Genomic DNA, 24,989 nt, shown 5'->3' with positions numbered 1-24,989 from the left:
ACCTGGCAGCCAGCATGGCTGCGGGCAAAGGAGGCATTCTACCCGGAAAACTCAGGGAGGAAAGTGACGTTGTCAGCCCGTTGCTGCCGCATAATGGCGCAGGCCACGCATCCCCGGTCAGCCAGGGGCGCGGCGTGAAACTTTATATGGGGATCAATGCTGGCAATTCAAGGTCAGCCTGTTGCCCCGACTCACTCGACGCCGTTGGCGCGCGCGATATAAAGGGCAGGATTGACCTGTCGGCCATCCTTGCTGACTTCGAAATGCACGTGATAACCGGTGGAGCGACCACTGCGACCGACCTTGGCGATGGTCTCGCCGCGCTGCACCAGATCACCGATCTGCACAGTGTTGCTCTGATTGTGGGCATAGAGGGTGACGTAGCCATCGGCGTGACTGATCTCAACCACGTTGCCATAACCGTTCTTCTTGCCGGAGAAGGTGACGATACCCGCCGCCACCGACACCACATCGCTCCCCGGCTTGGAGGCAAAGTCGACGCCCTTGTGGACACTTACACGACCGGTCAGCGGGTGCACGCGACGCCCGAAAGGCGACGACACATAACCTTGCAAAACCGGGCGACCAGAAAGTGTTTCAGCTTCACTCAGGCGACGCTCGCCAAGCAGCTGCTCCAGCACTTCCAACTGCTGCTCGCGGCTTTCCACTCGCAGCGCAAGGCTGTCAAGCGCGTTCATGAAAGGTGGCGGTGCATAGGCCGAAGCGCCCAGCGCATCTTCCGCGCCACCCTGCCCGACACTAAGGGAAAAATCGAACTCGCCTGCGTCCAGCTCCGCCAATTCGGTCAGGCGCTCGCCCAGAGCATCGAGCCGCGTGAGGCGCGCCTGCAGCTCCGCGACATGCACGGCAAAGGCGTCGAGCTGACGTTGTGCGTCCTGGCGTACCACGCCAACCTGTTCACGCTGCAGATCGAGTGCTTCGGCCAGCGAGGTGTCGACCACCGGCTCGGCAGTCAACCACTTGGCGCCCATTGCAGCACCGGCACCCAGGCTCAGGACCAGCAGCAGGACAACCGACAGCAGCAACCAGCGCAGGTTTAGATGGATTGTTCGCGCCGAACCGTGACGGCTATTTAGCAGAATGATATGCATGGCTTCCCCTTTTCGCAGAGCACAGGCCGGTAGCACGCTCTGCTACCATGACGGCTCTGCAACTTAAGGCTTCCTGCCATGACGTTTCGTCCCTTGCCGGCTCAGGCACCCGCTAAGCTGTTACGCGAAGCCAAGCCCCTGAAAGCGCTGTTCGGTCAGGCGCAACGCCTTACTCACCTACAGCGTCTTGTCGATAGCCAGCTACAGCCTGCCGCCCGGGAACACTGTCATGTAGCGTCCTGGCGAGACGGCTGCTTGCTATTGATCGTGACCGATGGCCACTGGGCAACACGCCTGCGTTATCAGCAAAGAAGACTGCAACGACAACTACAGGCACTCGAAGAGTTCGCGACCTTAACGAAAATCATGTTCAAGGTGCAACCTCAAGGGGGCCAGAATCGTGGAACCGTTCGCACCCTGCACCTGTCCAATAGCGCCGCACAAAGCATCCAGGCGACAGCCGAAGGCATCAGCGACCCCAGGTTACGCGCCGCGCTTGAGCGCCTGGCCAGCCATACGCAGAAAGACGAATGACCCCTCATTCCGTTCGTCGGTAAACGTCTTTTTTGCCGCTTTCGCCAGATGATTGGCGCCATGAATCGTTGCAGCACTCACCACCGACTTAACCACGCGCCATAAAAAAGGCCACCCGAAGGTGGCCTCAATTGAAGCTGGAAAGAGAGTGTATTTACACCGCCGCAACCGGGCGCATGTAAGAGATCGGTGCGAGTTTGGCGTCCTCGAAGGTCACCATTTCCCAGGCATCAGTCTGCTCAATCAACGTGCGCAGCAAACGATTGTTGAGCGCGTGACCAGACTTGAGGCCCTTGAACTCGCCGATCAGGCTGTTACCCAGCAGGTACAGGTCACCGATGGCATCGAGAATCTTGTGTTTGACGAATTCGTCCTCGTAACGCAGGCCGTCTTCATTGAGCACACGATGTTCGTCGACCACGATGGCGTTCTCCACACTGCCACCGAGCGCCAGGTTCTGCGATCGCAGGAACTCGATGTCACGCATGAAACCGAAGGTGCGGGCCCGGCTGACTTCCTTGACGAAAGACGTACTGGAGAAATCCACACTGGCGCTCTGCGTGCGATTGCGGAACACGGGGTGATCGAAGTCGATCTCGAAGCTCACCTTGAAACCGTCGAAAGGTACGAAGGTAGCGCGCTTATCGCCCTCCTCCACAGTCACCTCACGCAGGATGCGGATGAACTTCTTCGGCGCTTCCTGCTCCTGTAGGCCAGCGGATTGAATCAGGAACACAAAGGGACCAGCACTGCCATCCATGATCGGTACTTCGGACGCGGAGAGCTCGACGTAGGCGTTATCGATGCCCAGGCCTGCCATGGCCGAAAGCAGATGCTCTACCGTATCCACCTTGACATCACCATTGATCAATGTGGTCGACATGGTGGTTTCACCGACATTCCCGGCCAGCGCGCGGATTTCCACCACGGGGTCGAGGTCGGTACGACGAAACACGATACCGGTATCCACCGGAGCCGGCTTCAGGGTCAGGTAAACCTTCTCCCCCGAATGCAGGCCAACGCCGGTGGCACGGATGATGTTTTTCAGGGTGCGTTGTCTGATCATGGCTTGGCCGCTATATCGCTAGTTGCGAATTGTTTTCAACAATGGCCGGAAATAATAGCAGAACCGACCTTTGCTGAACACCAATCACCCATATGCTCCTGATAAATTCCATCAATCAGCCTGGCGACGCAGGAAAGCCGGGATATCCAGGTAATCGAGATCATCCTGGGTATTGAGCTTGGCTGCAGTGGCGGCGCCACCGTGGCTCTGGCGCTGCACAGTCGGACGCTCGTAGTCCTTGTAGTTGACCGACTGCTCGCTGCGCGGCTGCGCGGCAGGCTGCTGGGCAACCGGCTGGCTGACGGCGACCTGAACGGTGTTGTCGACCACCTTGACCGGCTTCTCCATGCGCGCGCCGAGGCCGGTAGCGACCACGGTGACGTGCAGTTCGTCGCGCATGTCGGCGTCGATCACGGTGCCGACCTTGACGGTGGCGTGCTCGGAAGCGAACTGCTCGATGATGCTACCCACGTCGGAGTACTCGCCCAGGGACAGGTCAGGACCGGCGGTGATATTCACCAGGATGCCGCGAGCGCCCTGCAGATTAACGTCTTCCAGCAGCGGGTTGCGGATGGCCGCTTCGGTGGCTTCACGCGCACGGTTCGGACCGCTGGCGCAGCCAGTGCCCATCATCGCCATGCCCATTTCGCTCATCACGGTTTTCACGTCGGCGAAGTCGACGTTGATCATGCCCGGACGCTTGATGATGTCGGAGATACCGCGCACGGCACCGGCCAGCACGTCGTCAGCCTTGGCGAAGGCGGACAGCAGGCTGGCGTCCTTGCCGAGGATGGTCAGCAGTTTTTCGTTAGGGATGGTGATCAGCGAGTCGACGCTCTCGGACAGCGCGCGAATGCCTTCATCGGCGATGACCATGCGCTTCTTGCCTTCGAACGGGAATGGGCGGGTGACCACGGCCACGGTGAGGATGCCCAGTTCCTTGGCTACCTCGGCGATGACCGGCGCAGCACCGGTACCAGTACCGCCACCCATGCCGGTGGTGATGAACACCATGTCGGTGCCTTGCAGCACTTCAGCGATGCGCTCGCGATCTTCCAGCGCGGCCTGACGACCGACTTCCGGATTGGCGCCAGCGCCCAGGCCTTTGGTCACGCCCGGGCCGAGCTGCAGCACGGTACGTGCGCCGATGTTCTTCAGCGCCTGCGCATCGGTGTTGGCGCAGATGAACTCGACACCCTCAATGTTACTGACCGCCATGTGATTGACTGCGTTACCGCCGCCACCACCGACACCGATTACTTTGATAACCGCGCTTTGCGGAATGTTATCTACTAGTTCGAACATGATCCCTCTCCTTCCTTTCTAGTTGTAACGCCTACTGCAAATTTAGAAATTGCCTTGCACCCAACGCTTGATGCGTTCGAGTACCGGGGTTTTGTTTTCGTCCTGGTAAGGACTGCCCACCGACATGGAAATGCCGTCGTTCTGCTTCTGCAGCCCGTACAACAGCAAACCCACACCGGTGGAATAAATCGGGTTGCGCACCACGTCGCCCATACCCTTGACGCTGTGCGGTACGCCCAGTCGAACCGGCATGTGGAAAATTTCCTCGGCCAGTTCCACCGCGCCTTCCATCTTCGCCGTGCCGCCAGTCATGACGATGCCGGCGGGAATCAGGTCTTCGTAGCCGCTGCGGCGCAGCTCGGCCTGCACCAGGGTGAACAGCTCGTCGTAACGCGGCTCGACCACTTCAGCCAGGGACTGACGTGAGAGGTCACGCGGCGGACGATCACCGACGCTAGGCACCTTGATGGTTTCACCAGCACCGGCCAGCTTGGCCAAGGCGCAGGCGTAGCGAATCTTGATTTCCTCGGCGTACTGGGTCGGCGTACGCAGGGCCATGGCGATATCGTTGGTAACCTGGTCACCAGCAATCGGAATCACCGCGGTGTGACGAATCGCGCCCTCGGTGAAGATGGCAATATCGGTAGTGCCACCGCCGATATCCACCAGGCACACGCCCAGCTCCTTCTCGTCCTCGGTCAGTACCGAATAAGCGGATGCAAGCTGCTCGAGGATGATGTCGTCGACCTCCAGACCGCAGCGGCGCACGCACTTCTCGATGTTCTGTGCGGCATTCACGGCGCAGGTGACCACGTGCACCTTGGCCTCCAGGCGCACGCCGGACATACCCAGCGGCTCGCGCACGCCTTCCTGGTTATCGATCACGTAATCCTGGGCCAGGGTGTGCAGCACGCGCTGGTCCGCGGGAATCGCCACGGCCTGCGCGGCGTCGAGCACGCGCTCAATGTCGGCCGGGCTCACTTCACGATCACGGATGGCGACGATACCGTGGCTGTTGAGGCTGCGGATGTGATTGCCGGCGAGGCCGACGAAGGCCGAATGGATGCGGCAGCCGGCCATCAGCTGGGCTTCTTCAACGGCGCGCTGGATCGAGGCCACGGTGGACTCGATATTGACCACCACGCCCTTCTTCAGCCCGCGCGACGGATGAGTGCCGATACCGACGATTTCCAGCTGGCCGTCGGCCGTCACCTCGCCCACCAGCGCCACCACCTTGGAGGTGCCGATGTCCAGGCCAACGATCATCTTGCCGCTCTGCGCGCTATTCATTAGTCCTGCCTCTCCTCAATTCACTTTCTGCTCGGCCGCAGCCGGCTCCACCGGCTCACGCCAGGCCACGGCCAGGCCGTTGGCATAACGCAGGTCGATGCGCGCGATGTTCGCGCTCTGTTCTTTCAGCTCCCGCTCATAGATAGCGGCGAACCGACGCATTTTTTCCACCACGTGATCACGTCCCAGCAGAATGTCGATACGCTGCCCGCTGGCGTTCTCGGTGGCCGAGAGGAACCAGCTGCCGCGCTCGCGCAATTGCAGCCCGACCACGGTGAAGCCCATCGGCCGCAGCAATTGGCTGAGCATCTGATACTGCTGCATCACCTTCGGCTGCGCCCGCTTCGGGCCGGATAGCTGCGGCAGGTGCTGGTAGTTGTCCAGCTCCTGCGGCGCGAACGCCTGGCCCTGGTTGTTGAGCAGCGCTTCGTCACCCCAACGGGCGATAGGCAACTGCTCTTCGAGGCGCACGTCGATCTGATCCGGCCAGACGCGACGCACTTCGGCATGAGCGATCCAGGGCATGCGTTCGAGTTCTTCGCGCATGCCGCGCAGGTCAGCGCTGAAGAAGTTAGCCTCGATGAACGGCGCGATCCGCCGCTGTACCGCCTGCTGGCTGACGTAAGCCAGATCGCCCTGCACGCTGATGCGCGCGATCGGGCGGTCGGCGTAGGGCAGCAGACGCTGTGCACCCTCGTAGGCAGCAAAACCGAGACCGACCAGCGCCAGCGGCCAGAGCAAGCGGCCCACCCAGGAGAAATCCGGCTTGGGCAGACGCAGGCGCATCGGCTCCTTGGTCACCAGACGGCTGGCGCCACGCGGCGCGGGCTTGCCGCGTTGCGGAGCCCTCAGCGAGTCTTGATGGCGCAGAGCGATGCTCATCGCTTAACCCCTCGCCTCGACGCTGTCAGCCAGGATCACCAGCACCAGTTGCTGGAAATCCAGGCCGGCAGCACGCGCGGCCATTGGCACCAGGCTGTGATCGGTCATGCCCGGTACGGTGTTCACTTCCAGCAGCCAGAACTGGCCGTTGGCATCTTGCATCACATCGGCGCGCGCCCAGCCCTGAGTGCCCACAGCCTCGCAAGCGCGTGCGGTCAGCGCTTTCAGCTCTGCTTCCTTCTCAGGGGACAGGCCGCAGGGAATGCGGTACTGGGTGTCATCGGCCAAGTACTTGGCGTCGTAGTCGTAGAAAGTGTGCGGGGTGCCGAGCCCAATGGGCGGCAGCACTTCGCCACGCAGCACGGCGATGGTGTACTCGGGGCCAGCGATCCACTGTTCGACCAGCACCTGGCTGTCGTAGCGCGCGGCATCCTGCCAGGCAGCGATCAGCGCCTCGACGCTTTCGACCTTCGCCATGCCGATGCTCGAGCCTTCATGGGCTGGTTTGACGATCAGCGGGAAGCCCAGCTCAGCAGCCGCAGCCTCGCAGTCGGCCTGCGAGGTCAGCACGGCATGGCGCGGCGTCGGCAGGCCGAGGCTGTGCCAGACCTGCTTGGTACGCAGCTTGTCCATGGCCAGCGCCGAGGCGAGGATGCCGCTGCCGGTGTAGGGAATGCCGGCGCACTCGAGCAGGCCCTGCATGGAGCCGTCCTCGCCACCGCGACCGTGCAGTACGATGAAAGCGCGATCAATCTTCTCGCTGTTCAGGCGGTGCAGGAAATCATCCCCCACGTCGATGCCGAAGGCGTCCACGCCAGCTGCCTGCAGGGCGCTGAGCACCGCGTTGCCGGATTTCAGCGACACCTCGCGCTCGGCACTCTTGCCGCCGAACAGCACGGCGACGCGACCGAAAGCCTTGGGATCGAGGGTACTGTGCAAACTCATTTCGACTCCCCCACGAACAGTGGGTGCTTGATCAGTTGCGGCGCCACTGCGCCGATATCACCAGCGCCCTGGCACAGCAGGATGTCGCCGGCACGCAGCAGCGGTTTGAGCAACGGCGCCAGGTCGGCACCGCGCTCGACATAGATCGGGTCGAGCTGGCCGCGCTGACGGATGCTGTGGCACAGCTGACGGCTGTCGGCACCTGGAATCGGCTCCTCGCCGGCCGGATAGACCTCGACCAGCAGCAGCACATTGGCCTCGCCGAGTACCTGCACGAAATCGTCGTACAGATCACGGGTACGGCTGTAGCGGTGCGGCTGGTAAACCATCACCAGGCGCCGCTCGGGCCAGCCACCACGCACGGCCTTGATCACCGCAGCCACTTCACGCGGGTGATGGCCGTAGTCGTCGACCAGCATCACGCTGCCGCCGTTGACCGGGAGCTCGCCATAGACCTGGAAGCGCCGGCCAACACCCTGGAAGCCCGCCAGGCCGCTGACGATGGCTGCATCATCGATGCCTTCGTCGGTAGCAATGGCGATGGTCGCCAGCGCGTTGAGCACGTTGTGATTGCCGGGCATGTTGACCGACACGTCGAGCGGCTCGCAGTCCGGCCGCAGCACGGTGAAGTAAGTGCGCATGCCATCCTGACGCACATTAATGGCGCGCACGTCGGCATCTTCCGAGAAACCGTAGGTGACGGTCGGGCGGCCGATCTGCGGCAGCAGCTCACGCACTACCGGGTCATCCACGCAAAGTACCGCCAAACCGTAGAACGGCAGGTTGTGCAGGAATTCGATGAAGGTCTTCTTCAATACATTGAAGTCGCCACCATAGGTGCTCATATGGTCGGCATCGATATTGGTGACCACCGAGACCATCGGCTGCAGATGCAGGAAGCTGGCGTCGCTCTCGTCCGCCTCGGCGATCAGGAAGCGGCTGGAGCCGAGCTGGGCGTTGGTACCGGCAGCATTCAAGCGACCGCCGATGACGAATGTCGGATCCAGGCCACCAGCGGCGAATACCGACGCCAGAAGGCTAGTGGTGGTGGTCTTGCCGTGGGTGCCGGCGACGGCGATGCCGTGACGGTAGCGCATCAGCTCGGCGAGCATCTCGGCACGCGGCACCACCGGGATACGCCGTTCCAGAGCAGTGGCGACTTCCGGGTTGCTGGTGTTGACGGCGCTGGATACCACCAGCACGTCGGCTTGTTCGGCATTCTCTGCGGCGTGACCGATGAAAATCTGCGCGCCGAAGCTCTTCAGACGCTCGGTCACCGCCGAAGCCTTGAGATCGGAGCCGGATACTTCATAACCCAGGTTCAGCAGCACCTCGGCGATGCCGCACATGCCCACACCACCAATCCCGACGAAATGGATGCGGCGGATACGGCGCATGCGCCGCACTTCTGCCTTGACCGCAGCGGGAGACTTAGCCACGCATCACCTCCTGGCAGATATCGACCACCGTGCGGGTTGCATCGGGCTTGGCCAGGCGACGCGCGGTGGCGCCCATGACATTGAGTTTTTCCAGGTGCATCAGAACCTCGGTGAGCTGCGCGGCAAGCGTGTCCGCGTCAGTGGCATGTTGCGCAAGAAGGACAGCGGCGCCCTCCTTCGCCAGGTATTCGGCATTGCGGCTCTGGTGGTCGTCGATCGCGTGCGGCAACGGCACCAGAAACGATGGCAGCCCTGCTGCCGCCAGTTCGCTGACGGTCAGCGCGCCAGCGCGGCACACCACCAGATCGGCCCAGCCATAGGCACGTGCCATGTCCTTGATGAAGGGCGCGACCTCGGCTTCGACCGCGGCATCGCGATAACGCTCCGCAGTGATTTCGGCATGTTGTTTACCGGCCTGGTGGAACACCTGCGGACGGACGTCGGCGGGGATTTTCTCCAGTGCAGCCGGCAGCAATTTGTTCAGCGGCTCGGCACCCAGGCTACCGCCCAGTACCAGCAGTTTCGGCTTGCGGCCTACCAGCGGCTCGCGCGGCGTTTCCAGGAACAGCTCCTCACGCACCGGGTTGCCGGTGGTGCGCCGCTTGTCGGATGCACCGAAGGTGTTCGGGAAGGCTTCACAGATACGCGTGGCAATACGCGACAGCAGGCGGTTGGCGGTACCGGCCACGGCGTTCTGCTCGTGGATCACCAGCGGTACGCCGGCCAGACGCGCAGCCAGGCCGCCAGGGCCAGTGACGTAACCGCCCATGCCCAGTACGCACACCGGCTGCAACTCACGCACGATGCGGCGCGCCTGCAGCAACGAACGCAGCAATTGGAACGGCGCCTTGAGCAGCGCCAGCTTGCTCTTGCCACGCAGACCGCTGACGTTGATCAGGTGCAGAGGCAGGCCGGCTTGCGGCACCAGCTCGTTCTCGATGCCACGCGGCGTCCCCAGCCAATGCACGCTGTAACCACGCGCCTGGAACTCACGAGCACAGGCCAGCGCCGGGAACACGTGGCCGCCGGTGCCGCCAGCCATGATCAGGACATTACCGCGCATGGGCGACCTCCTTGTTCGGCTCGGCGAAATCCTCTTCGCTGAACTCGATATCCTCGTTGCCCAGTACGTTGCGCCGCTCCCATTCGATACGCAGCAGGACTGCCAGGCTGACGCAGCAGATCACCAGCGACGAGCCGCCGTAGCTGAGGAAAGGCAGAGTCAGGCCCTTGGTTGGCAGCAGGCCGGTGTTCACGCCGATGTTAATCAGGAACTGGCCGATCCACAGGAAGGACAGGCCGTAGGCCACGTAGGCGGAGAAGAACTGCTTGGCCTTCTCGGCCCACAGGCCGATGTACAGGCCGCGCACGCAGACGAAGACGAACAGCGCCAGGGTCGCCAGCGCGCCGACGAAGCCCAGTTCCTCGGCCAGGACCGAGAAGACGAAGTCGGTGTGCGCTTCGGGCAAGTAGAACTGCTTCTGGATGCTGTTACCCAAGCCCACGCCGAACCACTCGCCACGACCGAAGGCGATCAGCGCCTGAGTCAGCTGGTAGCCCGAGCCATACTGGTCGGCCCAGGGATCGGTGAAGGTGATCAAACGCTGCAGGCGGTATTCCTGAGTCTGCACCAGTACGAACACGGCGCCGACTGCCAGGGCCACCATCAGGCCGAAGCGCAGCATGCCGACACCACCGAGAAACAGCATGGCCATGGCCGAGCCCATCATCACCACGGTGGCGCCGAAGTCCGGCTCCAGCAGCAGCAGACCAGCCATCGGCAGCAGTACCACGAACGGCTTGAAGAAGCCCATCCAGCTTTCGCGCACCTCCTCCTGACGGCGCACCAGGTAGCCGGCCAGGTAGACGACGACGAAGACCTTGGCGATTTCCGAGGGCTGCACGTTGAACGCGCCAAAGCCGATCCAGCGCCGCGCACCGTTGACCTCGCGACCAATGCCGGGAATCAGCACCAACACCAGCAGACCGAACGCCGCCAGCAGCAGCATCCAGCCATAGCGCTGCCAGAAGCTCATCGGAATCATCAGCACGATGCCGGCGGCGCCAAGACCGATGACCAGATAAATCAGGTGGCGAATCATGTGATACAGCGGGTTGCCGGACAGCGCCGCTGCGACTTCCGACGACGCCGAGGTGATCATCACCAGGCCCAGGCCTAGCAGGCCCAGGCAGCCCGCGAGCATCGGGAAATCGACATCTAAACCGCGACCGAACAGCGGCGAGGGACGCACGCGCAGGAAGCCAAGCATCAGCGCAGCCCTCCCACGGCCTGGGCGAACAGCCGCCCGCGTTCTTCGAAATTCTTGAACATGTCGAGGCTGGCGCACGCTGGCGACAACAGCACGGCGTCGCCGGCCTCTGCCAATTCGCTGCAACGCTGCACGGCTTCGTCGAGGGTCTCGACCCGCACCAGCGGCGCCGCATCGCCCAACGCATCGGCAAGGCGCCCAGCATCACGACCAAGCAGGACCACGGCGCGGCAGAAGCGCGCGACTGGATTTTTCAGCGCAGAGAAATCAGCGCCTTTGCCGTCACCGCCAGCGATCAGTACCAGCTTACCGGCGATATCCGCGCCCAGGCCTTCGATGGCTGCCAGCGCCGCACCGACGTTAGTGGCCTTGGAGTCGTCGTAGTAACTCACGCCGCCGCGCTCACCGACCCACTGGCAGCGGTGCGGCAAACCAGCGAACTGGCGCAGGGTGGCGAGCATCGCCTCCATCGGCAGGCCGACAGCATGGCCGAGCGCAAGCGCCGCCAGTGCGTTGGACTGATTGTGCGCGCCACGGATCTTCAGCTCGCTCACCGGCAGCAATGCATCGAAGCGAAACGCCAGGGACTTCCCTCCGTTCTCTTCGAGCAGGCCGAAGCGCTTGAAGTCCGGTTTACCCAGGCCGAATTCCCAGCAGGTCACTTGGTCGGCGATCAGCGGACGCGACAGTGCGTCGTCACGGTTGATCACCACCTGACGGGCGCCGCGGAAGATTCGATGCTTGGCCAGGTGATAGGCAGGCAGACCGCTGTAGCGGTCCATGTGGTCTTCGCTGATGTTCAGGCAAATCGCCACTTCAGCGTTGAGCTGATCGGTGGTTTCCAGCTGGAAGCTGGACAGTTCCAGCACATACAGCTCGACGTCATCCGCCAGCAGGTCCAGCGCTGGCGTACCGAGATTGCCGCCCACCGCCACGCGCTTGCCAGCCGCAGCCGCCATCTCGCCGACCAGGGTGGTGACGGTGCTCTTGGCGTTGGAACCGGTGATAGCGATGATCGGCGCCTTGGCATGGCGGGCGAACAGGTCGATATCGCCGGACAGTTTCACCCCACGCGCCGCCGCTTCGGCCAGCGCCGGAGTCGCCACCGCCAGGCCGGGGCTCACGTACAGCTCCGAGGCGCGGCAGAGGAAGTCCACATCCAGCTCGCCGCAACGTACTTCCACCTGCGGGTAATCACGCTTGAGCGTCTCCAGCTCCGGCGGGTTCGCGCGCGTATCGACCACGGCAAAGCGCACGCCCTGCTGCGCGAGGAAGCGCACCAGGGACATGCCGCTCTTGCCGAGGCCGACAACGATGCGGAACTGGTCGGAAGCGATCAATGACACGCTCATTACCTCAGTTTCAGGGTGGCCAGGCCGATCAGCACGAGAATCACGGTGATGATCCAGAAACGGACGATCACACGCGGCTCAGGCCAGCCCTTGAGTTCGAAATGGTGATGGATCGGCGCCATGCGGAACACGCGCTTGCCGGTCAGCTTGAAGCTGGCGACCTGGATGATCACCGACAGGGTCTCCATCACGAACACCCCGCCCATGATGAACAGCACGATTTCCTGGCGGACGATCACGGCGATGGTGCCCAGCGCGGCGCCCAGGGCCAGCGCACCGACGTCGCCCATGAACACCTGTGCCGGGTAGGTGTTGAACCACAGAAAGCCCAGACCGGCACCCACCAGTGCGGCGCAGAACACGATCAACTCACCGGAACCCGGCACGTAAGGGATCAGCAGGTACTCGGCGAAATTCACGTTGCCCGACAGGTAGCAGAAGATGCCCAGAGCGCCGCCGACCATGACAGTGGGCAGAATGGCCAGGCCGTCGAGGCCGTCGGTAAGGTTCACCGCATTGCTGGTACCGACGATGACGAAGTAAGTCAGCACCACGAAGCCGGCACCCAGGGGAATAGCGACGTCCTTCAGCAGCGGCAGGATCAGGGTGGTTTCCACCGGGCTCTGCGCAGTCATATAAAGGAAGGCGGCTGCAGCGAGACCGAACACCGACTGCCAGAAGTATTTCCAACGGCTCGGCAGGCCACGCGAGTTCTTCTCGATCACCTTGCGGTAGTCATCGACCCAGCCGATGGCACCGAACGCCAGGGTCACGGCCAGCACCACCCAGACGTAACGGTTGGACAGATCAGCCCAAAGCAGGGTGCTGACGGCAATGGCGGTAAGGATCAGCGCGCCACCCATGGTCGGCGTGCCTTTCTTCGAAAGGTGCGACTGCGGGCCATCGTTGCGCACGGCCTGACCGATCTGACGCACCTGCAGGGTGCGGATCATCCACGGGCCGAGCCACAGCGACAGCGCCAGGGCGGTGAGCACGCCGAGGATGCCGCGCAGGGTCAGGTACTGAAAGACCGCGAAGCCCTTGTGGAACTGTTGCAGGTACTCCGCCAGCAGCAGCAGCATTTAGTGAATCTCCCCAGATACGCCACACAGCGCCGCCACGACCTTGTCCATGGCAGCGCTGCGTGAACCCTTGATTAGTAGTGTGCTGCCGGCCTGCTCGGCGCGAAGCGCTTCGATCAGCTCGGCTTGATCGACGAAGTGGCGGCCTTTTGAGCCAAACTCCTCGACCGCAAAACGCATCAGCGGGCCGACGGCATACAGCGCATCGACCTTGCCCGCGGCATGGCGGCCGACGTCGCGATGGCCCTGTTCGGCCCATTCGCCCAGCTCGCCCATGTCTCCCAGCACCAGGACGGTGCGACCGGAGAAGCCGGCGAGTATATCCACCGCCGCACACATAGACACCGGGTTGGCGTTGTAACTGTCATCGATGACTCGCACGCCGTTCGGCGCCAGCTGCGCTACGGCGCGGCCTTTGACCGGCTGCAGGTTTTCCAGGCCCTCGACCATGGCGACCAACGGCATACCCAGGGCATGAGCGGCAGCACAGGCAGCCAGCGCATTGGCCACGTTATGCTCGCCCAGCAGGTTGAGTTGAATACGCGCGCTACCGGCCGGGCTACGCAGGGTGAAGCCCTGGCAGCCACGCTCGTCGCGGGCCAGATCGCTGCCATGGAAGTCCGCGCGGGTGTCGCGCAACGCAAAACTCAGCACCTTGCGTCCGGCTGCGCGGCGCTGCCAGGTGACGAAGGCCTTGTCGTCCAGGTTGAGCACGGCCACGCCATCGTTCGGCAGGCCCTCAAGGATCTCGCCCTTGGCCTCGACGATCTTTTCCGGGCCGCCGAACTCGCCGACGTGGGCATTACCGGCATTGGTGATGATCGCTACCTGCGGCCGGGTGAGGCTGACGGTGTAGGCGATTTCACCCACATGGTTGGCGCCCAGTTCGATCATCCCGGCGCGATGCTCCGGCGCCAACTCCAACAGAGTCAATGGCGCACCAAGATCGTTGTTGAGGTTGCCGCGAGTGGCCAGTACCGTACCGTTCAAGCCGGCACGCAGGATGGCGGCGAGCATTTCCTTGACGCTGGTCTTGCCACTGGAACCCGTTACGGCAGCCAGCGGGCCGGTGAAAGCCTGACGATTCAGTGCCCCCAGTTGACCGAGCGCCAGGCGGGTGTCGGCCACCAGCAATTGTGGCAACGGGGCATTCGCCACTTCACGCTCGACCAGCGCGGCGACCGCGCCCTTGGCAGCGACTTCGGCCAGATAGTCATGACCGTCGAAGCGTGGACCGGTCAACGCCACGAACAACTGACCCGCAGCGATGGTGCGACTGTCGCTACCAACGGCGGAGAACGCCACATCGGCGCCGATCACGCGCGCGCTCAGGTCGGCGGCGACTTCGCTGAGCAGCCAAGGCTTAAGCATGAGTCGCCTCCCAGGCCGTCAGAGCCTTGTTCGCTTCGATCAAGTCGGAGAACGGCTGACGCACACCCATGATTTCCTGGTAATCCTCGTGGCCCTTACCAGCCAACACCAGCACGTCGGCGACTTCAGCCTGGGCGATCAGCCGTGCGATGGCATCGCCACGGCCGTGAATGAATTGCACCTGCTCCGGCGCGGCGAAGCCTGCGCGAATATCGGCAACGATCTGCGCCGGCTCTTCCGTACGCGGATTGTCATCGGTCACCCAGACCACATCGGCCAACCGCTCGGCAACCGCGGCCATCAGCGGACGCTTGCCGCGGTCACGATCACCGCCGCAACCGAACAGGCAGACCAGGCGACCTTCGACGTGTGGGCGCATGGCTTCGAGAACTTTTTCCAGCGCATCCGGGGTGTGCGCGTAGTCGACCACCACCAGGGGCTTGTCGCCGCCACCGAGGCGTTGCATGCGGCCAGCCGGCCCCTGCAGTTGCGGTAGAACCTTGAGAATCTCGTCGAGGGCGTAATCCAGGCCCAGCAGCGCACCGACCACTGCCAACAGATTACTGAGGTTGAAGCGGCCGAGCAGATTGCTACGCAGCACGCCTTCTCCACGCGGCGTGACCAGACGTGCGCGTACGCCGTGATCGTCGAAGTGCGCCTCGCTGCAATAAAGGAAGGCGCCGGCATCATTCAGGCTGTAGCCGATCAGTCGCGACTCGTGCGCTTGCCCGGCCAACTCACGACCGAAGGCGTCATCGAGGTTGATCACCCGGCAACACAGATTTGGCCAGGCGAACAGCTTGGCCTTGGCCGCGCCATAAGCCTCCATGCTGCCGTGATAATCGAGGTGATCACGCGACAGATTGGTGAACACCGCAACATCGAATTCCAGCGCCGCGACACGGCCCTGGTCCAGGCCATGAGAAGAAACTTCCATCGCTACAGCGCGAGCGCCGGCCTGCTTGAGCGAGGCCAGGGTGGCCTGCACGCCGACCGGATCGGGGGTGGTGTGTTTGCCCTGCTCCAGCGCGCCATAGAATCCAGTGCCCAGGGTACCGACGATGCCGCAGGGCTGACCGAGCAGATCCAATGCCTGGGCCAGCAATTGGCTGACGCTGGTCTTGCCATTGGTGCCGGTAACGCCTACCAGATGCAGGGCACGGCTCGGTTCGCCATAGAAGCGCCCGGCGATGGCAGACAGCTGTCCAGCTAGCCCCTTGACCGGCACCAGCACGGCACTGTCGGCATGCATGGGCGCAGCGCCTTCGGCCTCGAAGGCTACTGCCGCCGCACCGCGGGCGATGGCATCGGCGATGTGTACGCGGCCATCCTGCTGGGTGCCCGGCACAGCCAGGAACAGATCGCCCGGGCGCACCTTGCGGCTGTCCAGGGTCAGTTCACGAATCAGCACGCTGCCCTCGGCAGCTGGCAACAATTGATTGAGCGGCATGGGCATCAGTTGCGCCCTCCCTGGCCAACAACGGCCATTTTCTGCTCGGGTGGCGGCAGATTGTCTGGCGCAATGTTCATCAGGCGCAGCGAACCCGCCATCACCCGACTGAACACCGGCGCGGAAATCAGGCCGCCGTAGTAAGCGCCCTTGCCGGGCTCATCGATGACGACGACCAGAGCAATGCGCGGATCCTGCGCTGGGGCGAAGCCGGCGAACAGAGAACGGTAGGAATTACTCTGGTAGCCCTTGGCACCAGCATTGGTCTTACGCGCGGTACCACTCTTACCAGCCACGTGGTAACCGGGCACCTGAGCACGGAACACGCCGCGCGGCGCCTCGACCACCTGCTGCAGCATGCCCTGCAGGGTCTTGGCCACGTCGGGCGACATGACCTGCATGGCGCTCGGCTTACTGTCCACGCGAATCATCGACAGCGGAGTCATGCCGCCGCCATTGGCCAGCGCCGCGTAGGCGTGCGCCAACTGCACGGCAGTCACCGAGAGGCCGTAGCCATACGACAGCGTGGCGGTCTCCGCCTCACGCCATTTGCGATGATTGGGCAGATTGCCGACACGTTCACCCGGGAAACCCAGGCCGGTATCGCGACCGAAGCCCAGATTGCTCAGCACGTGATGGATATTCTCTCCACCCACGTCGAACGCGATCTTGCTCATGCCGACGTTGCTGGAGTTGATCAGGATGCCGGTCAGGTCCAACGCGGGGCCTTGCGTGCGGGAAACGTCACGAATGCTGTAGCGACCGATCTGCAGAGTGCCGTTGCCGACCTGAACGATGTCGCTGGGCTTCCAGCGACCGGTCTCCAGCGCAGCGGACATCGACAGCGGCTTGATGGTAGAGCCGGGCTCGAACACGTCGATCATGGCGCGATTGCGCATGGCAGCCGGGGTCAGGTTGCGGCGATTGTTCGGGTTGTAGGTGGGATGGTTGACCATCGCCAGCACTTCGCCGGTCTTCACGTCGACCATCACCAGACTGCCGGCCTTGGCATCGTTTTCCAACAGCGCATTGCGCAGCTCACGATGGGCCAGATACTGCAAACGCAGGTCAATGGACAACGCCAAGGCTTTGCCAGCCTTGGCGTTCTGCGCAACCTGCACGTCCTTGATCAACTTGCCACGGCGATCCTTGAGCACCTGACGCTTACCTGGCACACCGGCCAGCCAGTCTTCGTAAGCCAGCTCCATGCCTTCACGACCGCGATCATCGATATCAGTGAAGCCGACGACATGCGCCGCCACTTCGCCAGCCGGATAGAAGCGGCGGAATTCTTCGATGGCATAAACGCCCGGCACTTTCAGGTCCAGCACGCGCTGACCGTTCTCCGGGGTCAGGCCACGCACCAGATACATGAACTCGCGTTCTTTGTTCTGCTCCAGACGTGCGGCGAAGTTGGCCGGGTCCTGCCCCAGGGCAGCAGCCAACGCTGGCCACTGCTCACGACCAGCCTGCAGTTCCTTGCCATTGGCCCAGAGCGTGGTGACAGGGGTACTGACGGCCAGCGGCTCACCATTGCGGTCGGTGATCAGACCGCGGTGCGCAGGAATCGGGATATGCCGGACGCTGCGGGCATCGCCATGCGCTTTGAGGAAGTCATGATCGAGCACCTGCAGATCGAGCATGCGCCAGGCGATGGCGCCGACCATCAGCGCCAGCAACACCAGCACCAGACGGAAGCGCCACGGGTAGAGTGCGCCTTCGAGCCCGATCATGGACGCACCATGCGCACGGCGGCAGGGTCGGGGATGTGCATTTTCAGCTGCTCGCTGGCCAGCGCTTCGATGCGGTTGTGTGCGGTCCAGGTACTTTGTTCGAGAATCAGTCGCCCCCACTCGGCCTGCGTCTTGTCGCGCACGCTCAGCTCGCCGTACAGGTCATTGAGCAGCTGACGATTCCAATGCGCGCTGTAAGACACCGCCACTGCGGAAACCAGGATGGCGATGAACAACAGCAGCATCAGGAAGCTGCCGTTGGGCATGGACTTGATCAGCCGACGGCTCACCGCAACTTCTCCGCGATGCGCATCACCGCGCTGCGCGAGCGCGGGTTGGCTTTGAGTTCGGCCTCAGCGGCGTAGACCGGCTTGCCGATCAGCTTCAGACGCGGCTCGAAGGCTTTCGGAATGATTGGCAGGTCACGCGGCAGCTTGTCCGCCTCGCCCTTGGCCTGACGCTTCATGAACTGTTTGACGATGCGATCTTCCAGCGAGTGGAAACTGATCACTACCAGACGGCCGCCTACTTCCAGCGTCTCGAGCGCTGCTTCGAGGCCGCGCTCGAGATCACCGAGCTCGTTGTTGACGTAAATGCGGATACCCTGGAAGGCGCGAGTCGCTGGATTCTTGCCCTTTTCCCAGGCCGGATTGGCAACGGTCAGCACCTGCGCCAGATCAGCGGTGCGGGTGAACGGCTGCTCGGCGCGGCGCTGCACCACGGCACGCGCCATACGCTTGGCGAAGCGTTCCTCGCCATAGTCCTTGAGCACACGGGCGATTTCGTCTTCGTCCGCCGTGGCGATCCAGTCAGCGGCACTGACGCCGACGTCCGGATTCATGCGCATGTCCAGCGGGCCGTCATTAAGGAAGCTGAAGCCACGCTCAGGGTCATCCAGTTGCGGCGACGACACACCGAGATCGAGAAGAATGCCGGAGACCTGACCACTGATGCCGCGGACAACAGCTTCCTCGCCAAGTTCCGCAAAACTGCGCTGCACAACGACAAAGCGGCCGTCTTCGGCCGCCAATGCTTCCCCGGTGGCTATCGCCAGGGGATCCTTGTCGAACCCCAAGAGCCGCCCATCTGGCCCGAGCTTCTGCAGGATCAGCCGACTGTGCCCGCCACGGCCGAAGGTGCCATCCATATAACGACCATCACCGCGCACAGCCAGCCCCTCGACGGCCTCGTCGAGCAGCACGGTGATATGGCGGAAGTTGCTATCGGTCATGGTCACAGGATCAGGTCACGCAGGTCATCGGAAAGGGCGCCCGGCTGTTTGATGGCAGCGAGGTCGGCTTCGGCTACGGCATTCCAGGAATCTTCATCCCAGAGTTGAAACTTGTTCAGCTGACCGACGAGCATCGCTCGCTTGTCCAGCTTGGCGTATTCACGCAAACGCGGCGGCACCAGAAAGCGGCCACTGGCATCCAGTTCGAGATCGACGGCATTACCGATCAGCAGACGCTGCAGGCGGCGGTTCTCTTCACGAAAGGAAGCCAACTCACGCAGCTTGTTCTCGATCAGCTCCCACTCGGCCAGTGGATAAACGCAAAGACAGGGGTCAACGGCGTCGATGGTCACGATGAGCTGGCCACTGCAACGCGCAACGAGCTCGTCACGATACCGACTCGGCATCGCGAGGCGCCCTTTGGCGTCGAGACTGATGGCGTTAGCTCCGCGAAACACGGCTGCGCTTCCCCTGTAATTAGCTTTCCATGCCCAAAAAAACCCACTTCGTGCCACTTCTTACCACTTGCGCACACTATAGGAACGCGCACGCCCCACCGTCAAGGCGCTCCAGAAGGGAAAAATCCTTACAGGACGGAGATTTAGCGAACAAAAGCGAGGGGAAAAGGGATGCCGGAACCGGCTTTTTACAGATAAATCTCAACCATTCCAGCCAGCTGAAATTCGAACTTAAAGTAATTTGTTAAGAGTAAGAATTTTTCGGTATCAAACAGGAGGGAGATAGAAGCACAACACGAGAAAGGAAGGAGGAGAGTCGATCTGTAAGCCGGGTTCTGTCGAGGACAGTCATTCCTCTACGACGTACATCACTGCACGCCTTTAGCAACCTACCCGATTCCAGCGCGGGCCACGCCGATGGAACCCTATTTGGTCTTGCTCCGAGTGGGGTTTACCTAGCCACGGACTGTTGCCAGCCGTGCGGTGCGCTCTTACCGCACCTTTTCACCCTTACCGGCGCCGAAGCGCTTAGGCGGTTATTTTCTGTGGCACTTTCCGTAGGCTCACGCCCCCCAGGCGTTACCTGGCACTCCGCCCTATGGAGCCCGGACTTTCCTCCCCCTTCTTGCGAAGGCAGCGACTGTCCGATCGACTCTCCGCCGGCAAGGGTACCGGGCGTGATGGCAAGCTGCAAGCTAGACCGATGGCGAACGCCCTAGGGTCTGTACGAAAAGTCGCCGAGCGAAGGTCAGGCGATACCGATGGCGGCCCCGCAAAAACGGGTGAGGAAAGGACTGGGCTCGCATTCGAGTTTACGAGATGTAAATGAGCATTCCGAACCCGCTTTTAACGAAGCATCACCGATGCGCAGGCACTTTTCGCATAGAGCCTAGGCCTTGCGCTCCAAGGCAACTTGATAAAGCAGATTCTTGCGCACTCCGGTGATCTCCGCCGCCAGCGCCGCGGCACGCTTGAGGGGCATCTCCGCCATCAGCAGATCAAGCACGCGCAAGGCTTCGGCGCTGACAGCCTCCTCGCCTTCCGGCGCCTGCCAGCCTGCCACCAGCACCACGCACTCGCCGCGCTGCTGATTGCTGTCTGCAGCCACCCACTCGCTCAGCTGGGCCAGCGGCAGCCCCTGCAGGGTCTCGAAGGTCTTGGTCAGCTCGCGCGCCAGCAGTGCAGGGCGATCACCACCAAACACATCACGCATATCCTGCAGACATTCGAGAATACGGTGCGGCGCCTCATAGAAGATCAGCGTACGTGGTTCTTCCCGCACTTGCTCTAGACGCGCACGGCGCCCCGCCGCCTTGGCCGGCAGAAAGCCCTCGAAGATAAAGCGATCCGACGGCAGACCAGCCGCCGACAGCGCCGCGATCAAGGCACAGGCACCGGGCACCGGCACCACCGCGACGCCTGCGGCACGCGCCTGACGCACCAGGTGATAACCCGGATCGGAGATCAGCGGCGTGCCCGCGTCGGAAATCAACGCCACATCCTCGCCTGCCTGCAGCCGCGCCAGAAAGCGGCCACCCTGATCGCGTTCGTTGTGCTCATGACAGGCAGCCAGAGGCGTCTCGATGCCGAAATGCTGCAGCAGGCGCGCCGAGTGCCGGGTATCCTCCGCCGCGATCAGCGCGACCTCACGCAGAATCCGCAAGGCCCGCGCGCTGATGTCATCCAGATTGCCAATGGGCGTGGCGACCACATATAGGCTGCCTGGCTGGACGCTTGCGACTGCGGGCTGACTCACTGGAAACACCTCGTTAATTGAAAGAGCGCTCATTCTAGCCGGTTCCGCCCCAGTGGCATCGCACGGATGTCGCCCCTTGGGTACAATCGCCGCTCGTTTTGCTCAAGTATCAGGATGACCCGATGATCGCTAGCCTGCGCCCTCTGTCTGCTCTTTTTCTGGCCGGCCTGCTCGCCGCCTGCGCCAGCTCGCCCTCCAACAATCTGGGCCAACTTCCGCGCACGCCACAAGCCAGCATCGAGCAGATGCTTCAGCAAGCCGCCGAGAGCAAACCGGAGCAGGCTGCCCTGCTACGCCTGTCGGCAGCTGACCAGAGTTACCAGCAGAATGACGTGGCGCGCGCCACCCGTATTCTCGAGCAGGTCGACATCGCCAACCTGCAACCCGCTCAACAGATCTTCGCCAGCACCCTCAAGGCCGAACTGGCGATGGCCCGCAAGCAACCCAAGAGCGCGCTGAAAGCCCTGCAACACCCCAGCTTCGAACGCCTGGCTGAGCTGCCGGTCGAGCAGCAGATCCGCACCCAGCTGGTCCGTGCCCGCGCCCTCGAAGCCGACGGCCAGACCCTGGCCGCCGCCCGCGAACGCGTATTCATCGCCCCCCTGTTGAGCGGCCAGGCCGCCCACGACAACCACGAGAATATCTGGGCTCTGGTCTCCACCCTGCCAGCGCAAACCTCCGCCGGGCCCGACAGTGACCTGGCTGGCTGGCTGGAGCTGGCCCAAGCGACCAAAAGCAGCGCCACACTGGAGCAGCAGCAAGCAGCCATCGACCAGTGGGTAGCACAGAACCCGCAGCACCCGGCTGCCGAACAACTGCCTGAGGCCCTCGGCAAACTGCGCGAACTGGCCAGCCAGCCACTGACCCGCATCGCCCTGCTGCTGCCACAGGAAGGCCAACTGGCCAGCGTTGCCCGCGCCCTGCGCGACGGCTTCCTCGCCGCGCATTACGAAGCCCAGCAAGCTGGACAGAATCCGCCAGACATCAAACTGTACGACAGCTCCCGCATCGGCGCGCTGGACGCTTTCTACCAGCAGGCACAAGCCGACGGCGTGCAGCTGGTAGTCGGCCCGTTGGAAAAACCACTGGTCAAGCAGCTCAGCGACCGCGAGCAACTGCCAATCACCACTCTTGCCCTGAACTACAGCGATGCAGGCCAGGAAGGCCCGGCACAACTGTTCCAGTTTGGCCTGGCCGCCGAGGACGAAGCCCGCGAAGTGGCTCGCCGCGCCTGGAACGACGGCATGCGCCGTGCAGTGGCACTGGTGCCGCGCGGCGACTGGGGCGACCGAGTGCTGGATGCCTTCCGCCAGAGCTGGCAGGCGCAGGGCGGCACACTGATCGCCGCCGAGCACGTCGATCAACCGGTCGAGCTGGCCCGACAGATCGCCGATCTGTTCCAGCTGCGTGAGAGCGAAGCCCGCGCCCGCCGCCTGCAAAACACCCTGGGCACCAACCTGGATGCACAGCCGGCGCGCCGCCAGGACATCGATTTCATCTTCCTCGCCGCCACCCCGCAACAGGCCCAGCAGATCAAACCGACCCTGGCCTTCCAGTACGCCGGCGACGTGCCGGTCTACGCCACCTCGCACCTGTTCACCGGTGCTCATAGCCAGGCCCAGTATCAGGACCTGGAAGGCATCCGCTTCTGCGAAACCCCCTGGCTGCTCGATACCCACGCGCCGCTGCGTCAGGAGGTCAGCAACCAGTGGCCGCAGGCCGGCGGCAGCCTCGGCCGCCTATATGCCATGGGGGTCGACGCCTACCGCCTGGCACCACGTCTGGCCCAGCTCAAGGCACTGCCGGAGTCGCGTATCGACGGCCTGTCCGGCAGCCTCAGCCTAAACGCCACCCAGCGCATCGAGCGCCAGCTGCCCTGGGCCGAGTTCCGTGGCGGCCAAGTGCAACGCCTCCCCGACAGCATCAATTGAGCGCACACAACGATCTGGGACGAGCCGCCGAACAGGCGGCTCGCCAGCATCTGGAACGTAACGGCCTGCAACTGATCGAACAGAACTGGAGCTGTCGGCGTGGCGAGCTCGATCTGGTCATGCTCGACGGCGATACAGTAGTATTCGTCGAGGTCCGCGCCCGTCGCCACAGCGCCTGGGGCGGCGCCCTGGAGAGCATCGATGCGCGCAAGCGTGGCAAGCTGGTCATCGCCGCCGAACTCTTCCTTCAGCAACACTCACGCTGGGCCCGCTACCCCTGCCGCTTCGATGTGGTCGCCATCAGCACTGGCGGCGCCACTCGCCTCGACTGGATCAAAAACGCCTTCGATGCCTGACGGCCGTACATTCAAGGTTTAACCGATGGACATGCAATCCCGAATCCGCCAGCTGTTCCAAGCCAGCATCGACACCAAGCAACAGGCCATGGACGTCCTGGCACCCTATATCGAGCACGCCAGTCTGGTGATGGTCCAGGCCCTGCTCAACGAGGGCAAGATTCTCACCTGCGGCAACGGCGGCTCTGCCGGTGATGCCCAACATTTCTCCTCCGAACTGCTCAACCGCTTCGAGCGTGAACGCCCGAGCCTGCCGGCCATCGCTCTAACCACCGACAGCTCGACCATTACCTCGATCGCCAACGACTACAGCTACAACGAGATATTCTCCAAGCAGATCCGCGCACTCGGCCAACCCGGCGATGTGCTGTTGGCGATATCCACCAGCGGCAACTCAGCGAATGTCATCCAGGCCATTCAAGCTGCACATGATCGCGAGATGACCGTGGTCGCCCTCACCGGCCGCGACGGCGGCGGCATGGCCTCGCTATTGCTGCCGGAAGACGTCGAAATCCGTGTTCCAGCCAAAGTCACCGCACGCATTCAGGAAGTCCATCTGCTGACTATCCACTGCCTGTGCGACCTGATCGACAGTCAATTGTTTGGGAGTGAAGAATGAAGCGTTCCGCCCTGATTCTGGCCGCCCTGGCCGTTACCCTGACCCTGGCAGGCTGCGGCAGCCGCAGCATCGGCAACAAGATCGACGACCAGTTCCTAGGCCCGGAGGTCGCCTCGCGCATCAGTAACGCTCATGCCGATCTATCCAGCCCCACTTCGCGCATCGTGGTCACCAGCTACAACGGCGTGATCCTGCTGGCCGGGCAAACCCCGCGCAGCGAGCTCAAGGATCGCGCCGCGCAGACCGCTCGCGGCGTGCAGGGGGTGAAGAAGGTCTACAACGAATTGCAGGTACAGCGCCCCGCGTCCCTGCTGGCGCGTAGCAACGATTCATTGCTGACCACCAAGATCAAGGCCCAGATGGTCGCCGACAGCAGCGTTCCGAGCGCACGAGTCAAGGTCGTCACCGAGAACGGCATCGTCTACATGCTCGGCCTGGTCACCCGCGAAGAAGCCAACGCCGCTACCCGCGTGGTACAGAGCGTGTCAGGTGTGCAGCGGGTCGTGCGCCTGTTCGAATACACCAACTGATCCAAACGCAGAAACGACAAGGGCGCCCATGCAGAGCGTGTGAAAACGCACTGACGCCAGAATAATCCAACGCCCCGACTGGTTCGGGGCGTTGGTGTTTTTGATGCTTGGAAATGGAAGGCGGGATTTACCCCAACAGCTCGATCAACCGACGGGCACCCATCAAATTGATGGCACGCTTCAGGTTGTAGGCGTTGACCGCCAGGGCCATTTCCGTCCGAGCGCCCTGCAGTTGTCGGAGCAGGAAGCGACCATTACCCAAAATCCATTGCTTCAG

Annotated in this window: 23 protein-coding genes, 1 other RNA gene and 1 pseudogene; 5 read left to right on the top strand and 20 right to left on the bottom strand. The window is 62.8% G+C overall.

Features of this window, described 5'->3' with window-relative positions:
* Window positions 1-191 precede the first annotated feature (191 nt).
* Window positions 192-1,112, bottom strand: a complete 921-nt coding sequence (locus tag ACNFCJ_RS18535; protein ID WP_416772929.1) for a M23 family metallopeptidase — start codon at window positions 1,110-1,112, stop codon at window positions 192-194.
* 78 nt (window positions 1,113-1,190) lie between these two features.
* Between ACNFCJ_RS18535 and ACNFCJ_RS18530 the strand changes: the two genes are divergently transcribed.
* On the top strand, window positions 1,191-1,646 hold the full coding sequence (locus ACNFCJ_RS18530) for a DUF721 domain-containing protein (RefSeq protein ID WP_125873812.1): 456 nt from the start codon (window positions 1,191-1,193) through the stop codon (window positions 1,644-1,646).
* Between the two features lie 154 nt (window positions 1,647-1,800).
* Here the strand turns inward: ACNFCJ_RS18530 and lpxC are convergent, their stop codons facing one another.
* From lpxC to rsmI, 18 genes are all read right to left on the bottom strand, one after another.
* Complete coding sequence (lpxC, locus tag ACNFCJ_RS18525; RefSeq protein WP_108233555.1) at window positions 1,801-2,712, bottom strand: UDP-3-O-acyl-N-acetylglucosamine deacetylase; 912 nt, start codon at window positions 2,710-2,712, stop codon at window positions 1,801-1,803.
* Window positions 2,713-2,823: 111 nt separating this feature from the next.
* A complete protein-coding gene (gene ftsZ, locus ACNFCJ_RS18520) occupies window positions 2,824-4,017 on the bottom strand; it encodes a cell division protein FtsZ (RefSeq protein ID WP_084341757.1) in 1,194 nt (397 codons plus the stop codon).
* Between the two features lie 42 nt (window positions 4,018-4,059).
* On the bottom strand, window positions 4,060-5,307 hold the full coding sequence (gene ftsA, locus ACNFCJ_RS18515) for a cell division protein FtsA (protein WP_084341758.1): 1,248 nt from the start codon (window positions 5,305-5,307) through the stop codon (window positions 4,060-4,062).
* Window positions 5,308-5,322: 15 nt separating this feature from the next.
* A complete protein-coding gene (locus ACNFCJ_RS18510) occupies window positions 5,323-6,189 on the bottom strand; it encodes a cell division protein FtsQ/DivIB (RefSeq protein ID WP_092380089.1) in 867 nt (288 codons plus the stop codon).
* A 3-nt stretch (window positions 6,190-6,192) separates the two neighbouring features.
* On the bottom strand, window positions 6,193-7,134 hold the full coding sequence (locus ACNFCJ_RS18505; protein WP_416772926.1) for a D-alanine--D-alanine ligase: 942 nt from the start codon (window positions 7,132-7,134) through the stop codon (window positions 6,193-6,195).
* Entirely contained in the window at window positions 7,131-8,531 is a 1,401-nt protein-coding gene (gene murC, locus ACNFCJ_RS18500; protein ID WP_416772977.1) for a UDP-N-acetylmuramate--L-alanine ligase, read from the bottom strand. The genes ACNFCJ_RS18505 and murC overlap by 4 nt, the downstream gene beginning before the upstream one ends.
* A 34-nt stretch (window positions 8,532-8,565) precedes the next feature.
* Window positions 8,566-9,636 (bottom strand): undecaprenyldiphospho-muramoylpentapeptide beta-N-acetylglucosaminyltransferase, encoded by a 1,071-nt coding sequence (gene murG / locus ACNFCJ_RS18495; protein ID WP_179575639.1) that lies wholly within the window; start codon window positions 9,634-9,636, stop codon window positions 8,566-8,568.
* Window positions 9,626-10,843 (bottom strand): putative lipid II flippase FtsW, encoded by a 1,218-nt coding sequence (gene ftsW, locus ACNFCJ_RS18490; RefSeq protein WP_099522447.1) that lies wholly within the window; start codon window positions 10,841-10,843, stop codon window positions 9,626-9,628. Before ftsW ends, murG begins: the two co-directional genes overlap by 11 nt.
* Window positions 10,843-12,189 (bottom strand): UDP-N-acetylmuramoyl-L-alanine--D-glutamate ligase, encoded by a 1,347-nt coding sequence (murD, locus tag ACNFCJ_RS18485; RefSeq protein ID WP_416772975.1) that lies wholly within the window; start codon window positions 12,187-12,189, stop codon window positions 10,843-10,845. The genes ftsW and murD overlap by 1 nt, the downstream gene beginning before the upstream one ends.
* A gap of 5 nt (window positions 12,190-12,194) precedes the next feature.
* Window positions 12,195-13,277, bottom strand: coding sequence for a phospho-N-acetylmuramoyl-pentapeptide-transferase (gene mraY / locus ACNFCJ_RS18480; protein WP_416772924.1), 1,083 nt, complete (start codon window positions 13,275-13,277; stop codon window positions 12,195-12,197).
* Window positions 13,278-14,648 carry a UDP-N-acetylmuramoyl-tripeptide--D-alanyl-D-alanine ligase gene (locus ACNFCJ_RS18475; protein ID WP_416772923.1) on the bottom strand — a complete coding sequence of 457 codons (1,371 nt, stop codon included), beginning with the start codon at window positions 14,646-14,648 and terminating at the stop codon, window positions 13,278-13,280. It lies immediately after the preceding gene.
* Complete coding sequence (locus ACNFCJ_RS18470) at window positions 14,641-16,104, bottom strand: UDP-N-acetylmuramoyl-L-alanyl-D-glutamate--2,6-diaminopimelate ligase (RefSeq protein WP_416772922.1); 1,464 nt, start codon at window positions 16,102-16,104, stop codon at window positions 14,641-14,643. The genes ACNFCJ_RS18475 and ACNFCJ_RS18470 overlap by 8 nt, the downstream gene beginning before the upstream one ends.
* A complete protein-coding gene (locus ACNFCJ_RS18465; RefSeq protein WP_316913796.1) occupies window positions 16,104-17,831 on the bottom strand; it encodes a penicillin-binding protein 2 in 1,728 nt (575 codons plus the stop codon). The genes ACNFCJ_RS18470 and ACNFCJ_RS18465 overlap by 1 nt, the downstream gene beginning before the upstream one ends.
* Window positions 17,828-18,121, bottom strand: a complete 294-nt coding sequence (gene ftsL, locus ACNFCJ_RS18460) for a cell division protein FtsL (RefSeq protein ID WP_099522452.1) — start codon at window positions 18,119-18,121, stop codon at window positions 17,828-17,830. The genes ACNFCJ_RS18465 and ftsL overlap by 4 nt, the downstream gene beginning before the upstream one ends.
* On the bottom strand, window positions 18,118-19,062 hold the full coding sequence (rsmH, locus tag ACNFCJ_RS18455) for a 16S rRNA (cytosine(1402)-N(4))-methyltransferase RsmH (protein ID WP_099522453.1): 945 nt from the start codon (window positions 19,060-19,062) through the stop codon (window positions 18,118-18,120). Before rsmH ends, ftsL begins: the two co-directional genes overlap by 4 nt.
* A gap of 2 nt (window positions 19,063-19,064) precedes the next feature.
* Entirely contained in the window at window positions 19,065-19,520 is a 456-nt protein-coding gene (mraZ, locus tag ACNFCJ_RS18450) for a division/cell wall cluster transcriptional repressor MraZ (RefSeq protein WP_003459315.1), read from the bottom strand.
* Between the two features lie 308 nt (window positions 19,521-19,828).
* Window positions 19,829-20,176: RNase P RNA component class A (rnpB, locus tag ACNFCJ_RS18445), an RNA gene on the bottom strand.
* A 233-nt stretch (window positions 20,177-20,409) separates the two neighbouring features.
* Entirely contained in the window at window positions 20,410-21,309 is a 900-nt protein-coding gene (rsmI, locus tag ACNFCJ_RS18440) for a 16S rRNA (cytidine(1402)-2'-O)-methyltransferase (RefSeq protein ID WP_416772918.1), read from the bottom strand.
* An 89-nt stretch (window positions 21,310-21,398) separates the two neighbouring features.
* Here rsmI and ACNFCJ_RS18435 point away from each other — a divergent pair, with 89 nt between their 5' ends.
* Genes ACNFCJ_RS18435 through ACNFCJ_RS18420 form a run of 4 tightly spaced genes read left to right on the top strand, consistent with a single transcriptional unit; the run spans window position 21,399 to window position 24,712 of the window.
* Complete coding sequence (locus ACNFCJ_RS18435; RefSeq protein ID WP_416772917.1) at window positions 21,399-23,207, top strand: penicillin-binding protein activator; 1,809 nt, start codon at window positions 21,399-21,401, stop codon at window positions 23,205-23,207.
* Window positions 23,204-23,563: a YraN family protein gene (locus tag ACNFCJ_RS18430; protein WP_099522456.1), complete on the top strand. Its 360-nt coding sequence runs from the start codon at window positions 23,204-23,206 to the stop codon at window positions 23,561-23,563. The genes ACNFCJ_RS18435 and ACNFCJ_RS18430 overlap by 4 nt, the downstream gene beginning before the upstream one ends.
* 25 nt (window positions 23,564-23,588) lie before the next feature.
* The gene (locus ACNFCJ_RS18425; protein ID WP_099522457.1) at window positions 23,589-24,182 is read left to right on the top strand and encodes a phosphoheptose isomerase; all 594 of its coding nucleotides are present in this window, start codon (window positions 23,589-23,591) and stop codon (window positions 24,180-24,182) included.
* Window positions 24,179-24,712 (top strand): BON domain-containing protein, encoded by a 534-nt coding sequence (locus tag ACNFCJ_RS18420; RefSeq protein WP_416772915.1) that lies wholly within the window; start codon window positions 24,179-24,181, stop codon window positions 24,710-24,712. Before ACNFCJ_RS18425 ends, ACNFCJ_RS18420 begins: the two co-directional genes overlap by 4 nt.
* Window positions 24,713-24,839: 127 nt before the next feature.
* On the opposite strand, the pseudogene ACNFCJ_RS18415 reads toward ACNFCJ_RS18420, so the two are convergent.
* A pseudogene (locus ACNFCJ_RS18415) lies at window positions 24,840-24,989 on the bottom strand (IS5/IS1182 family transposase); the annotation flags it as partial.

Source organism: Pseudomonas sp. NY15364 (assembly GCF_048068235.1).
In the GTDB taxonomy this organism is placed as follows: domain Bacteria; phylum Pseudomonadota; class Gammaproteobacteria; order Pseudomonadales; family Pseudomonadaceae; genus Aquipseudomonas; species Aquipseudomonas mendocina_D.
The sequence above is the reverse complement of the archived record's forward strand: the minus strand, read 5'-3'. Positions and strand labels throughout refer to the sequence as shown.

What these genes read in the sequence shown, in the direction of transcription:
- ACNFCJ_RS18535 (WP_416772929.1), bottom strand. Translation starts at nt 1,112, where the DNA reads ATGCATATCATTCTGCTAAATAGCCGTCACGGTTCGGCGCGAACAATC.
- ACNFCJ_RS18530 (WP_125873812.1), top strand. Translation starts at nt 1,191, where the DNA reads ATGACGTTTCGTCCCTTGCCGGCTCAGGCACCCGCTAAGCTGTTACGC.
- lpxC (WP_108233555.1), bottom strand. Translation starts at nt 2,712, where the DNA reads ATGATCAGACAACGCACCCTGAAAAACATCATCCGTGCCACCGGCGTT.
- ftsZ (WP_084341757.1), bottom strand. Translation starts at nt 4,017, where the DNA reads ATGTTCGAACTAGTAGATAACATTCCGCAAAGCGCGGTTATCAAAGTA.
- ftsA (WP_084341758.1), bottom strand. Translation starts at nt 5,307, where the DNA reads ATGAATAGCGCGCAGAGCGGCAAGATGATCGTTGGCCTGGACATCGGC.
- ACNFCJ_RS18510 (WP_092380089.1), bottom strand. Translation starts at nt 6,189, where the DNA reads ATGAGCATCGCTCTGCGCCATCAAGACTCGCTGAGGGCTCCGCAACGC.
- ACNFCJ_RS18505 (WP_416772926.1), bottom strand. Translation starts at nt 7,134, where the DNA reads ATGAGTTTGCACAGTACCCTCGATCCCAAGGCTTTCGGTCGCGTCGCC.
- murC (WP_416772977.1), bottom strand. Translation starts at nt 8,531, where the DNA reads ATGCGCCGTATCCGCCGCATCCATTTCGTCGGGATTGGTGGTGTGGGC.
- murG (WP_179575639.1), bottom strand. Translation starts at nt 9,636, where the DNA reads ATGCGCGGTAATGTCCTGATCATGGCTGGCGGCACCGGCGGCCACGTG.
- ftsW (WP_099522447.1), bottom strand. Translation starts at nt 10,843, where the DNA reads ATGCTTGGCTTCCTGCGCGTGCGTCCCTCGCCGCTGTTCGGTCGCGGT.
- mraY (WP_416772924.1), bottom strand. Translation starts at nt 13,277, where the DNA reads ATGCTGCTGCTGCTGGCGGAGTACCTGCAACAGTTCCACAAGGGCTTC.
- ACNFCJ_RS18475 (WP_416772923.1), bottom strand. Translation starts at nt 14,648, where the DNA reads ATGCTTAAGCCTTGGCTGCTCAGCGAAGTCGCCGCCGACCTGAGCGCG.
- ACNFCJ_RS18470 (WP_416772922.1), bottom strand. Translation starts at nt 16,104, where the DNA reads ATGCCCATGCCGCTCAATCAATTGTTGCCAGCTGCCGAGGGCAGCGTG.
- ACNFCJ_RS18465 (WP_316913796.1), bottom strand. Translation starts at nt 17,831, where the DNA reads ATGATCGGGCTCGAAGGCGCACTCTACCCGTGGCGCTTCCGTCTGGTG.
- rsmH (WP_099522453.1), bottom strand. Translation starts at nt 19,062, where the DNA reads ATGACCGATAGCAACTTCCGCCATATCACCGTGCTGCTCGACGAGGCC.
- rsmI (WP_416772918.1), bottom strand. Translation starts at nt 21,309, where the DNA reads ATGAGCGCTCTTTCAATTAACGAGGTGTTTCCAGTGAGTCAGCCCGCA.
- ACNFCJ_RS18435 (WP_416772917.1), top strand. Translation starts at nt 21,399, where the DNA reads ATGATCGCTAGCCTGCGCCCTCTGTCTGCTCTTTTTCTGGCCGGCCTG.
- ACNFCJ_RS18425 (WP_099522457.1), top strand. Translation starts at nt 23,589, where the DNA reads ATGGACATGCAATCCCGAATCCGCCAGCTGTTCCAAGCCAGCATCGAC.
- ACNFCJ_RS18420 (WP_416772915.1), top strand. Translation starts at nt 24,179, where the DNA reads ATGAAGCGTTCCGCCCTGATTCTGGCCGCCCTGGCCGTTACCCTGACC.